Raw genomic sequence first — 12293 nt, 5'->3', positions numbered from 1 at the left:
CCCTTCAGGGGGTTGGGGGTTATGCCGTTTTAATCGCTTTCATAGCAGTCATCGCTTTACGCAAAGTAGCACCAATTTGTTCTACCTCATGCGAGCGGATAGCCTCGTTAACATCAATTAATTTTCGATTATCTACAGCACCATCTTTACCGTCGTTAAAGTTTTTACCCACTAAATCAGTATCCACTTTTTTCATGAAATCGGCTAATAGTGGTTTACAAGCCTGGTCGAATAAATAACAACCATATTCAGCAGTATCAGAAATTACACGGTTCATTTCAAATAATTTCTTACGAGCAATGGTGTTAGCAATAAGAGGTGTTTCGTGTAAGCTTTCGTAGTAAGCACTTTCTGGTTTAATCCCTGCTTGCACCATTGTTTCGAAAGCCAATTCAACACCTGCACGAACGAAAGCAACCATTAATAAATAATTGTCGAAGTATTCTTGCTCACCGATTTTAACATCGCCAGCAGGCGTTTTTTCGAAAGCCGTTTCACCAGTTTCAGCTCTCCATTTCAACAAATTTTTATCACCAGCAGCCCAATCTTCCATCATCGTGCGGCTAAACTCACCACTCATAATATCATCCTGGTGCTTTTGGAATAAAGGACGCATAATGTCTTTCAATTCTTCGGAAATTTCGAAAGCCTTGATTTTAGCAACATTGCTTAATCTGTCCATCATTGCAGTAATACCTCCTTGCTTTAGAGCCTCAGTAATTACCTCAACACCATATTGAACCAATTTGGATGCATAACAAGCATCGATTCCTTTCTCTACCATTTTATCGAAAGATAGGATAGAGCCAGTTTGCAATAAACCACAAAGGATGGTTTGCTCGCCCATTAAATCAGATTTAACCTCAGCCACGAAAGATGATTTTAAAACACCAGCTCTGTGCCCGCCAGTGCCTACGCAATACGCTTTAGCCTGTGCTAACCCTTTACCTTGAGGATCGTTTTCTGGATGTACAGCAATTAAAGTTGGTACACCGAAACCACGAACATATTCTGCTCTAACCTCGCTACCTGGGCATTTTGGTGCCACCATAATAACCGTTAAATCTTTACGGATTTGCATGCCTTCTTCCACAATGTTGAAACCGTGCGAGTAAGATAACGTTGCACCTTCCTTCATTAAAGGCATAATTGCGTTTACAACGGCAGTGTGTTGTTTATCTGGTGTAAGGTTAATTACCACATCGGCAGTTGGAATTAACTCCTCGTAAGTACCCACTTTGAAGTTGTTTTCGGTGGCATTTTTCCATGAATCTCTTTTGCCTTCAATCGCCTCTTTGCGCAATGTGTAGCTTACATCTAAACCACTATCTCTTAAATTTAAACCTTGATTTAAGCCTTGAGCACCGCAGCCAACAATCACCAGCTTTTTGCCTTTCAAAGCGCTAACGCCATCTAAAAACTCGTTGCTATCCATGAAATCGCAAACACCCAGTTGGTTCAATTTTTCTCTTAGAGGTAATGTGTTAAAATAATTTGACATCGTTTTTGTTATTTATTTTATGGTTCTATTTTCTAATAATATTATTGTCAAGTCCGTGGTTTCACGAAACAGTTTTTCTTTTCGGAATAATTGACCGATATGTTATGTGCGGTCGTCATTGCGAGGAACGAAGCCATCCTATAACTATCGCTAGGTTTTAAACTATCGCATTAAGATTGCTTCGTTCCTCGCAATGACGAGTGTGTTAGCTTTCGTCTTTTCGCTAACCCTAAACCCTTTCTACGCTTTCTTCAGTGCCCAGGCATATCCGTAATGCACATTATCGTGTCCTATAGTGGTAACCAGCACTTCTTCTATGCTTTTCATCTCTGCTCCATAGGTGGAAGTTGAAAAAGGCGTGATGTTTGCAAAAACGCCATTCGCATAATCTTCTTTTATCTTTTCAACGCTATCAAGTGCTAAAGCTTTTAATTCCTCAACTTCTTCCATCGTTACAGTGTATGTTGGCCGAGTGTCTTTCTTGTAGAATTCGTTAAACTTTACCGAGCTTGTATCTGCCAAAATACCGCTACGTACATAGCAAAGGGTTTGTGTGCTCACTACAATGTGCCCGAAATTCCAAATGATATTGTTGTTGTAACCTTCAGGGATTTCATTCAATTGCTCAATCGTTAAGCCATCTATTAACTGAATAAAGGCTTTGCGTGACGTATTTATAAAATCAAATATTTCGTTCATTTTTTCTATTGTTTTAGGTTTTAAGTTATACGGTTTACGTGCTGAACTTATAACTTACAACTTCTAACGTCGTATTCATTTACATTGTAAATATCTTCTCGCCTTTATCTAAAAACTCATTTTCTACCAGTTCTTCCCCGGGTTCAAAGGCCTCAAATTCTTTCAGTTTCTCGTGGAAACCAGCGCTATCTTTAATAATCGCAACCCTTGCAGAACGTACAAACTCAATCAGTTCGTAAGGCTCAAGTGCTTTCACTAGCGCATCGGTTTCTTCTCTGTGGCCAGTTACGGCAAAAACGGTATAATCTTTACGGATTACCACGGCACTTGCGCCATATTGTCTAAGCAAACGTTCTACGGTTACTTTTTCCGCAATTTCATCTGTAGAAACCTTGTACAGGGCTAGTTCCTGCCAGATAATTTCTTCATTGGTATTGAAATAGACTTTCAGAACTTCAATTTGCTTTTCAATTTGACGGGCAAGTTTCCGCACCACTTCATAACTTTCGGTAATGACGATGTTGAAACGGTGGATACCATCGATTTCGGAAGCAGAACTATTTAAACTTTCGATATTAATTTTTCTTTTCGAGAAAATAATCGCAATCCTGTTTAATAAACCAATGCGATTTTCAGCATACACGGTGATGGTGTACTCTTGCTTCCCGTCGATATCAGCTTTATCTATTGTATGTTGTATTGTATTTTCAGTACTCATGTTTATTGGATTAAGGATAAAGGAACAAGGATAAAAGACATCATGCCTTTTTTTATCTTTATTCCTTGCTCGTTGTTCTTTTATCTTAACTATTTCAACCTAATTTCACTTACGCTCATTCCTTGTGGAACCATTGGGAAAACGTTATTTTCTCTTCCAACCATCACTTCTAAAAGGTAAGAACCTTCGTGATTGATCATCGTTTCCAAAGCTTTTCTTAAGTTGGCACGTTCATCAACTTTATCGGCCTCGATGTAATATGCTTTAGCCAGGGCCACAAAATCAGGACTGGTAATGTTTACAAAAGAGTATCGTTTATCGTGGAATAATTGTTGCCATTGGCGAACCATTCCTAAAAAGCGATTATTCAAAATCAAAATTTTTACTGCCGCACCAAACTGCATAATGGTTCCCAGTTCCTGTGGTGTCATTTGGAAACCTCCATCACCGATAATTGCGATAACCGTTTTATCTGGCGCACCATATTTTGCACCAATTGCGGCCGGCAAGCCGAAGCCCATGGTACCCAAACCACCAGAAGTGATGTTGCTGCGGGTATTATTAAATTTGGCATAACGGCAGGCAACCATTTGGTGTTGACCAACATCGGTTACGATTATAGCATCGCCGCCGCAGATTTCATTGATATTACGCAATACTTCGCCCATAGTCATTTCATCACTTGTTGGATGAAGCTCTGGCGTAATGACCTGGTCTATTTCTTGCTGATTATAATCTTTGAATTTCGCTAACCATTCTTCGTGTTTGCTTTCATTAACAAGATTGGTTAATAGGGGTAGGGTTTCTTTACAATCGCCCCAAACACCTACTTCTGCCTTTACATTTTTATCAATTTCAGCAGGGTCGATATCGAAATGAATTACCTTTGCCTGTTTGGCATATTTGTCTAAACGGCCAGTTACGCGGTCATCGAAACGCATTCCAATCGCGATTAATACATCACATTCATTAGTCAAAACATTCGGACCGTAATTGCCATGCATCCCAAGCATACCCACATTTAATGGGTGTGAAGTTGGAATTGCGCCATCACCCATGATTGTCCAGGCAGCTGGGATGCCAGATTTCTCAAGAAACACTTTGAACTCTGCTTCCGCTTTGCCTAAAATAACGCCCTGTCCGAATAATACAAATGGTTTTTTTGCTGCATTGATTAATGCTGCCGCTTGCTCAATATATTCAACCCTAACTTTTGGTTTTGGGCGATAAGAACGGATATGATTACATTTTACATATTCAGGAAATTCCTCAACCTGTAATTGTGCGTTCTTAGTAATGTCAATTAAAACTGGTCCTGGTCTGCCACTTTTTGCGATATAAAATGCTTTAGCCAAAACCTCCGGGATCTCTTTAGCATCGGTAACCTGATAATTCCATTTAGTAACGGGGGTTGTAATATTAATCACATCCGTTTCCTGAAAAGCATCGGTTCCCAATAAATGTGCAAAAACCTGCCCAGTGATACAAACCAAAGGTGTACTATCAATTTGCGCATCAGCCAAACCAGTAACTAAGTTTGTAGCACCCGGACCGCTCGTCGCGAAGCATACGCCTACTTTTCCACTGCTTCTGGCGAAACCTTGAGCCGCATGAATGCCACCTTGCTCATGGCGAACCAAAATATGTTCTAATTTGTCTGCGTAATCGTAAAGTGCATCGTAAATTGGCATGATAGCGCCGCCCGGATAGCCGAAGATGGTGGTTACGCCTTCTTCAATTAATCCATTCAACAAAACCTGCGAACCTGTTCCTTTGAATAAAGTTTTTGAAGCTTCTGCTTTCGCCTCGGTTTGTTGTATCGTATCTTGTGCAGTTTCCATAATTATGTTTTTACGGTTCTATTATTCTTTAATTTTATACCCAATCCGCTCCCTATCTTTCCATTTTAATTGAGCAATTTTTTCGTCGAGCATGTTATCCATTGCATCGTAGAGTTCGCTTAATTGAACATCATGCTCTCCAAGTCGCTCTTTAATTTCAAGTAGCTGTTCATTAATATTGCTTTGTTTTAGCAAAATTTTGCGAATATCTACAAATGCTCTCATAATGGCAATGTTCATATTAATTGCCCTTTCACTTCTCAAAACCCCACTTAGCATGGCTACACCCTGCTCTGTAAAAGCGTATGGTAGGTTCCCACGGTGTTTTTGGGAACCGGTCACAATTTGTGACCGGTTCATTATCACAATCTGTGAGGACGGGGTAATTTCATTTGAGGTTTCAATTTGAAACCTCAAATTTCCCCACTCTTCTATTGTTAATTGAAACATAAAATCTTCCGGAAAGCGTCGTATGTTACGCTTAACCGCTTGATTCAAAACCTTTGTTTCAACTTCATAAAGCAAAGCTAAATCGAAATCTAACATTACTCTTTCACCCCGAATCATATAAATTCTACTTTGAATGCTCTTAATAATCTGCATATCTTTAAGTTTAATATTGATTTATAGTCGGGATGACCTCAAAATTTAATATTCGTCAGTTACACAACCACTTGCTGCATCTGATACTGTTTTAGCATATTTATAAAGCACGCCTTTTGTTACCTTTAGTGCCGGTTGCACATATCTGCTTCTTCGCTCTGCGATAATCTCATCGCTTACCTGGAGACTGATAATGTTATTAACGGCGTCGATTAAAATCGGATCATTATCTTCAACCAAACCAATTAAACCTCCTTTATAAGATTCTGGCGTGATGTGACCTACTACAAAGCCGTGTGTTCCACCAGAAAAGCGACCATCGGTAATTAAAGCAACCGATTTACCTAAACCCGCACCGATAATGGCTGAAGTTGGCTTTAACATTTCAGGCATACCTGGAGCACCAACTGGGCCAGAGTTTTTGATTACAATTACATCACCCGGTTGAACACGACCGCTAGAAATACCAGCAATTAAATCATGTTCACCGTCAAACACACGTGCCGGACCTTCAAATTTTTCGCCCTCTTTACCAGAAATCTTTGCAACTGAACCTTTCTCCGCTAAATTTCCATAAAGAATTTGTAAGTGACCTGTTGGTTTGATTGGTTCACTTAGTTTCTGAATGATTTTCTGATCATAATCCATAATTGATTTCACATCAGCCAAGTTTTCAGCCATAGTTTTTCCAGTTACGGTCAAGCAATCGCCATGTAACAAACCTTCATTCAATAAGAATTTCAATACTGCAGGAATGCCACCGTATTGGTGTAAATCTTGCATCAGGTATTTTCCACTTGGTTTAAAATCAGCTAAAACCGGAGTTACATCGCTCATTCTCTGGAAATCATCCTGGGTAATTTCAACTCCGATAGCTTTACCCATTGCAATAAAATGTAGTACTGCATTGGTGCTTCCTCCTAAAATAATGATCGAACGGATGGCATTTTCAAATGCCTTCCTCGTCATAATATCAGATGGTTTGATATCTTTTTCTAATAATATCTTGATGTATTTTCCGGCATCTAAACACTCTTGCTTTTTCTCCGGACTAATTGCCGGGTTTGAAGAGGAGTAAGGCAAACTCATACCTAAAGCTTCGATAGCTGATGCCATCGTGTTTGCAGTGTACATTCCTCCACATGCACCTGCACCCGGACAAGTATGTTTTATAATTCCCTGATAATCTTCTTCAGATAAATTACCACAGATTTTTTGTCCTAATGCTTCAAATGCTGAAACTATATTTAATTCTTCGCCTTTATAATGTCCTGGAGCAATCGTTCCGCCGTAAACCATAATTGACGGACGATCTAAACGGGCCATAGCCATGATTGCTCCCGGCATGTTTTTGTCACAGCCTGGAATGGAGATAATTCCATCATAATATTGTCCACCGCAAATGGTTTCGATACTGTCAGCAATTACATCGCGACTAACCAATGAGTAACGCATCCCATCTGTTCCGTTACTCATCCCATCACTTACGCCAATGGTATTAAAAACCAAGCCCACTAAATCATTTTTCCAGACCCCTGCTTTAACATCTTTTGCAAGATCGTTAAGGTGCATGTTGCAGGTGTTGCCATCGTAACCCATACTTGCAATTCCCACTTGTGCCTTTGCCATATCTGCATCGGTTAATCCGATTCCATATAACATAGCTTGTGCAGCAGGTTGTGTTGGGTCTTGTGTAAATGTTTTACTGTACTTGTTTAATTCGCTCATTGTTTAATAATTGGTGGTAATGTTGTAATGTTTTAAGGTTGTAATGTTTTGCAATCAATCTTGATACTCAATACTTACTACTTGATACTAAATAATCACCTCGTAGTTTACTTTTTCCAGTACAAGGTTTTTATAAGCTCTTTGTATGGTATAACCGATAGATTCTCTCCAGAGAGTGCGGAAAACGATATCGTCAATAGAGGCAATACCTGCAATTTCGGTGGCAGTCCCACATAGGAAGGCACTATCCGCATTTCTCAAATCTTCAACGGTCAATTTTTTCTCGATGCATTCTATATCTAAGACACTACAAAGTTCTTTAACCGTTGCCCGGGTAATGCCTGGTAAAATATTACCCAACGATGGAGTGTATAATTTTCCGTCTTTCTCTAAGAAAATGTTCGCACCCGAAGATTCTGCAACAAATCCATGCATATCTAAAAGTAGCGCATCATCATAGCCCTTTATGTTGGCCGCAGTAGTTGCCAAAATAGAGTTTACATAGTTTCCACTTAACTTAGCCTCCATCGGAGTCGATTTCGGGTTTGGTCTTTCGTAATCGGAGATGGTGAGCTTTAAAAGTTTATTCCCTGAATAAGCTTCCCAATCCCAGGCGCAGATCAGTATCGAAACCCCACTTGGTCCAGTCAGTTTCATGTTTGGATGGCAAAAAACCAACGGACGGATATAGGCATCCTTAAGCTTATTTAAAGAAAGAAGCTTGTAGGTTTCTTTAATTAATTCTTGTTTATCCCATGGGAAAGGAATATTTGCCAGCTGGCAAGAACGCTCTAAACGGTCAAAATGGGCAGCGGCTTTGAAAATCCGATTTCCATTGTGCGTTTTATATGCTCTGATACCTTCGAACGCCGCATAACCATAGTGTAACGACTGGCCATAAAGGTCGGTGCCACTATCTACGGCTTTTTCGAACCTTCCATCAAGATAAATAATCGTATTAGAATTGTAGTACTTCATAATACTGCGTTTTGTTATTTAAAAAAAGCGTCCTGTTTGTATCAGGACGCTTTAGGTATATTTAGTTTTTTAAATCTATTTAAAAGCTGCCCGTCTTCTTTCCTAAAATTAGGAGTAGGAGGTTTAGAATAATGACAAATAACAACACAATATTTCCGCCCGCATTTGCGGTGCTGATTTTGAAAAGATTGTTGTTTTGAATTGTCATTATTTTCTGATGCTTTATAAATACCAATTTAGTTTTTGGTTCATTAATATGCAAGCGAAATCAGAAAAAAGTTAAATAAGAACAATATTTTTAAATTTTATGTTTAAGCAGAATGTTATTCTTTATAGAAACGGAATTAGTGATTTAATGCCGTTGGTGGTATACCGAATATCAAAACGGTATACGGTATGTTTGTTATGCTTGCATTGTAAAATTTACTATTTTCTTCCTAAATGTGACTTATGGTTGGAGAAATGTTCAAATTCTAAGCAGTAACTATAACAAAAAAGCCTTCCCGAAATTAATCGGAAAGGCTTTCTATAATGATGCTAAAATAAATTCAGCACTAATTTTATTTAAGCAATACCTTCAGCCAAAACAACAATTTTGTTGTGGATGGCTTCAACAACACCGCCTTTTATGAAAAAACGTTGCTCATCGGCTTTGCCAGCTTTGATAATAACTTCTCCATCTTCTAAAGTTGAGATGATCGCCGCATGGTCTTTCAAAATCTGAAAAGAACCTAAAGTACCCGGAACGGTAACTGCTGTTACTTCACCTTCGAAAACTTTTTTATCTGGAGTTAATATTTCTAAATTCATTTCTTTAGTAGTTAGTATTTAGTAACTAGTAATTAGACTAGTTCGCTAAATAAATTATTGAGGTAGTACTTAGGCTAGAGACCGTATCTGTATACTAAGTACTAACTACTATATACTAATTAGCTTCTGCCAATAACTTTTTACCTTTTTCAATAGCATCTTCAATGCTACCAACTAAGTTAAATGCAGCTTCTGGATACTCATCAACTTCACCATCCATAATCATGTTGAAACCTTTGATGGTATCTTTAATATCAACCAACACACCTTTTAAGCCTGTAAATTGCTCAGCTACGTGGAAAGGTTGAGATAAGAAACGTTGCACACGACGAGCTCTTGATACTACTAATTTATCTTCTTCAGATAATTCGTCCATACCTAAAATCGCGATGATATCTTGTAATTCTTTATAACGTTGTAAAGTTTCTTTAACGCGTTGTGCAGTGTTGTAATGCTCATCGCCTAAAACAGCAGGAGAAAGGATACGTGAAGTAGAATCTAATGGATCTACCGCCGGATAAATACCAAGCTCAGCAATTTTACGAGAAAGTACTGTAGTTGCATCTAAGTGGGCAAATGTTGTTGCCGGTGCAGGGTCAGTTAAATCATCCGCAGGTACATAAACAGCCTGTACAGATGTAATTGAACCACGTTTAGTTGAAGTAATACGCTCTTGCATTAAACCCATTTCAGTTGCCAATGTTGGTTGGTAACCTACTGCAGATGGCATACGGCCTAATAAAGCCGATACCTCAGAACCTGCCTGAGTGAAACGGAAGATGTTATCAACGAAGAAAAGGATGTCTTTTCCAGCACCTTCGCCATCACCATCACGGAAATATTCTGCAACTGTTAATCCTGATAATGCTACACGAGCACGTGCACCAGGAGGCTCGTTCATTTGACCGAAAACCAATGTTGCTTTAGATTCTTTTAATTTTTCAGTATCAACTGCTTTCAAATCCCATCCACCTTTTTCCATTGAGTGTAAGAAATCGTCACCGTAGTTGATTACGCCTGATTCTATAAATTCACGAAGTAAATCGTTACCCTCACGAGTACGCTCACCAACACCTGCGAATACTGATAAACCAGCATAAGCTTTAGCGATGTTGTTTACCAACTCCATAATTAATACCGTTTTACCTACACCAGCACCACCGAATAAACCAATTTTACCACCTTTTGCATAAGGCTCTAATAAATCGATTACTTTAATACCTGTGAAAAGTACCTCAGTTTCAGTTGATAAATCTTCGAACTTAGGAGGAGTAGCATGGATCGGACGACCGCCAGTTTTATCTACAGCAGTAATACCGTCAATCGCATCACCTACTACGTTAAATAAACGACCTTTAATTTGATCGCCCACTGGCATTTTAATCGCTGAACCAGTATCAAGTACCTTCATTCCACGAACTAAACCATCAGTAGAATCCATAGAGATTGCACGTACGCGATCTTCGCCTAAATGCTGTTGAACTTCTAAAACAATTTTTTGTCCATTTTCTTTTGTTATCTCTAACGCATCGAAAATTTTAGGTAGATGGGCATCATCAGCAAAGCTAACGTCAACCACTGGGCCGATAATTTGTGCTATTTTTCCTAAGTTAGGCATATCTGTTGTGAGTAAATTTATTACAGTCAATGAATTAAAGCTGTTTGTAAGGGCTCCAATTCGGTTGGCAAAGTTAAGTTATTATTAGTAAATTTTAAATATATATTACAAATTTTTCTTAGGCGATTTTAATGGGTAGTTTAGCGGTATAAAATCAATCGATGAAAACAATTTTAACTACCGGTAGCAATGGACTTTTAGGTCAGAAATTAACAGAAAAAATTTTGACAGAGGGTAGGGTGAGGTTAGTAGCCACATCAAAAGGTATAAACCGTTATCCAGTCAAAGCCGGCTATGAATATACTGAAATGGATATTCTCAATCCGCAACAGGTTGAAGAAGTTATAAATAAATATCAGCCAGACGCCATCATTCATACCGCGGCAATGACCAATGTAGATACCGCCGAAGCGGATAAAGAGTTGTGTTATCAATTAAATGTAGTAGCGGTTCAAAATCTTTTATCGCTATGCGAAGAAAAAAATATCCAATTGATTCATTTAAGTACCGATTTTGTTTTTAATGGGGAAGAAGGGCCATATAAAGAAGCTGATCCGGTTAACCCCGTGAGTTATTATGGCGAATCGAAAGTTTTGGCCGAAGAAATAATTAAGAAATCGACAGCAAATTGGGTAGTCATAAGAACGATTTTGGTTTATGGCATTACCAGTGATATGAGCAGAAGCAACATTGTATTGTGGGCAAAGGGGGCATTGGAGAAAGGTTTGCCAATAAACGTTGTAAATGATCAATGGCGAATGCCAACCTTAGCTGAAGATTTGGCGGAGGCTTGTTTGTTAGCTGTTGAAAAAAAAGCCAAAGGAATTTATCATGTATCTGGCAAAGATTACATGAGCATTGCAGATTTAGTGCGAAAAGTTGCCGATTATTGGGCATTGGATCAATCGGTTATTTCAGAAGTAAGTTCTGTCGGCTTAAACCAAACGGCGAGGAGACCAATGAGAACCGGTTTTGTATTAGATAAAGCGATAAACGACTTGGATTACCGGCCGCATAGTTTTGAGGGAGGTTTGAAGATCGTGGATGAGCAGATGAAAATTAGAAAGTAGGGAATAGGAAATGGAAAATAGAAAAACGGGGGAGATGGAAATTAGGAAATAGACAAATCCGTAAGCTCTTTCTTTTCGAAACTTTGTACCGCAATTTATCAGTTAGCCAATTTATTCCAGCAATTCAAACAATTAAACAATTTAACAATAATAAATATATGTCATTACAAATAGGCGATCAGGCCCCAGATTTTAAATTATACAGTTCAGATTTAGCGGAAGTGTCTTTATCTGCATTCAAAGGAAAAAAAGTAATCATACACTTCTTCCCGATGGCTTTTACGGGTACGTGTACCGAACAACTTTGTACAATGAGAGACAATTTCAGTTTCTACGAAGGAATTGATGCGCAAGTTTTAGGAATTTCTGTAGATTCTCCATTTTCTTTAGCCAAATTTAAAGAAGTGCAAAATTATCAGTTCCCGTTATTGTCTGATTTTAATAAGGAAGTATCTGAATCGTTTGGTGCTATCTACCCAGAATTTGTGTTCGGTTTAAAAGGCGTTTCCAAAAGAGCAGCTTTTGTGATAGATGAGGAAGGAAAAATAGCTTATGCTGAAGTTTTAGAAGACGCCAAAGATTTGCCTGATTTTAAGGCGATTGATGATGCTTTGAAAGCTTAATATTCTGTAACGCTAAGTTTATTTGAGATTTTTTTTCAAAATTATTTTGAATTTAAATCTCAAATCTTACCTTTGCAGTCCGTTAACAAACGGAAATGCATTTG

11 protein-coding genes are annotated in these 12293 nt (G+C 38.5%); 2 read left to right on the top strand and 9 right to left on the bottom strand.

Features of this window, described 5'->3' with window-relative positions; translation table 11 throughout:
• Positions 1-19: 19 nt before the first annotated feature.
• From ilvC to atpD, 9 genes are all read right to left on the bottom strand, one after another.
• The gene (gene ilvC, locus ACZZZK_RS08450) at positions 20-1501 is read right to left on the bottom strand and encodes a ketol-acid reductoisomerase (RefSeq protein ID WP_463483765.1); all 1482 of its coding nucleotides are present in this window, start codon (positions 1499-1501) and stop codon (positions 20-22) included.
• Positions 1502-1741: 240 nt separating this feature from the next.
• Complete coding sequence (locus ACZZZK_RS08445) at positions 1742-2200, bottom strand: DinB family protein (RefSeq protein WP_463483764.1); 459 nt, start codon at positions 2198-2200, stop codon at positions 1742-1744.
• Positions 2201-2279: 79 nt separating this feature from the next.
• Positions 2280-2918, bottom strand: coding sequence for an acetolactate synthase small subunit (gene ilvN / locus ACZZZK_RS08440; RefSeq protein WP_056851585.1), 639 nt, complete (start codon positions 2916-2918; stop codon positions 2280-2282).
• An 89-nt stretch (positions 2919-3007) separates the two neighbouring features.
• Positions 3008-4759, bottom strand: coding sequence for a biosynthetic-type acetolactate synthase large subunit (gene ilvB, locus ACZZZK_RS08435; protein WP_463483763.1), 1752 nt, complete (start codon positions 4757-4759; stop codon positions 3008-3010).
• A gap of 21 nt (positions 4760-4780) precedes the next feature.
• The gene (locus ACZZZK_RS08430) at positions 4781-5362 is read right to left on the bottom strand and encodes an ORF6N domain-containing protein (protein WP_463483762.1); all 582 of its coding nucleotides are present in this window, start codon (positions 5360-5362) and stop codon (positions 4781-4783) included.
• Between the two features lie 45 nt (positions 5363-5407).
• Positions 5408-7090 (bottom strand): dihydroxy-acid dehydratase, encoded by a 1683-nt coding sequence (ilvD, locus tag ACZZZK_RS08425; RefSeq protein WP_463483761.1) that lies wholly within the window; start codon positions 7088-7090, stop codon positions 5408-5410.
• A gap of 87 nt (positions 7091-7177) precedes the next feature.
• Complete coding sequence (locus ACZZZK_RS08420; RefSeq protein WP_463483760.1) at positions 7178-8068, bottom strand: aminotransferase class IV; 891 nt, start codon at positions 8066-8068, stop codon at positions 7178-7180.
• Positions 8069-8632: 564 nt separating this feature from the next.
• A complete protein-coding gene (gene atpC / locus ACZZZK_RS08415) occupies positions 8633-8878 on the bottom strand; it encodes an ATP synthase F1 subunit epsilon (protein WP_231425138.1) in 246 nt (81 codons plus the stop codon).
• A gap of 115 nt (positions 8879-8993) precedes the next feature.
• Positions 8994-10496 carry a F0F1 ATP synthase subunit beta gene (atpD, locus tag ACZZZK_RS08410; protein ID WP_463486283.1) on the bottom strand — a complete coding sequence of 501 codons (1503 nt, stop codon included), beginning with the start codon at positions 10494-10496 and terminating at the stop codon, positions 8994-8996.
• A gap of 161 nt (positions 10497-10657) precedes the next feature.
• Between atpD and ACZZZK_RS08405 the strand changes: the two genes are divergently transcribed.
• Positions 10658-11566 carry an SDR family oxidoreductase gene (locus tag ACZZZK_RS08405; protein WP_463483759.1) on the top strand — a complete coding sequence of 303 codons (909 nt, stop codon included), beginning with the start codon at positions 10658-10660 and terminating at the stop codon, positions 11564-11566.
• A gap of 158 nt (positions 11567-11724) precedes the next feature.
• Positions 11725-12189 carry a redoxin domain-containing protein gene (locus ACZZZK_RS08400; RefSeq protein ID WP_463483758.1) on the top strand — a complete coding sequence of 155 codons (465 nt, stop codon included), beginning with the start codon at positions 11725-11727 and terminating at the stop codon, positions 12187-12189.
• The last annotated feature ends 104 nt before the right edge of the window (positions 12190-12293 follow it).

The organism is Pedobacter sp. AC163 (assembly GCF_979258665.1).
This window is presented reverse-complemented; position numbering and strand designations above follow the sequence as displayed.

What these genes read in the sequence shown, in the direction of transcription:
- ACZZZK_RS08405 (WP_463483759.1), top strand. Translation starts at nt 10,658, where the DNA reads ATGAAAACAATTTTAACTACCGGTAGCAATGGACTTTTAGGTCAGAAA.
- ACZZZK_RS08400 (WP_463483758.1), top strand. Translation starts at nt 11,725, where the DNA reads ATGTCATTACAAATAGGCGATCAGGCCCCAGATTTTAAATTATACAGT.
- ACZZZK_RS08445 (WP_463483764.1), bottom strand. Translation starts at nt 2,200, where the DNA reads ATGAACGAAATATTTGATTTTATAAATACGTCACGCAAAGCCTTTATT.
- ilvB (WP_463483763.1), bottom strand. Translation starts at nt 4,759, where the DNA reads ATGGAAACTGCACAAGATACGATACAACAAACCGAGGCGAAAGCAGAA.
- ACZZZK_RS08420 (WP_463483760.1), bottom strand. Translation starts at nt 8,068, where the DNA reads ATGAAGTACTACAATTCTAATACGATTATTTATCTTGATGGAAGGTTC.
- atpD (WP_463486283.1), bottom strand. Translation starts at nt 10,496, where the DNA reads ATGCCTAACTTAGGAAAAATAGCACAAATTATCGGCCCAGTGGTTGAC.
- ilvC (WP_463483765.1), bottom strand. Translation starts at nt 1,501, where the DNA reads ATGTCAAATTATTTTAACACATTACCTCTAAGAGAAAAATTGAACCAA.
- ilvN (WP_056851585.1), bottom strand. Translation starts at nt 2,918, where the DNA reads ATGAGTACTGAAAATACAATACAACATACAATAGATAAAGCTGATATC.
- ilvD (WP_463483761.1), bottom strand. Translation starts at nt 7,090, where the DNA reads ATGAGCGAATTAAACAAGTACAGTAAAACATTTACACAAGACCCAACA.
- atpC (WP_231425138.1), bottom strand. Translation starts at nt 8,878, where the DNA reads ATGAATTTAGAAATATTAACTCCAGATAAAAAAGTTTTCGAAGGTGAA.
- ACZZZK_RS08430 (WP_463483762.1), bottom strand. Translation starts at nt 5,362, where the DNA reads ATGCAGATTATTAAGAGCATTCAAAGTAGAATTTATATGATTCGGGGT.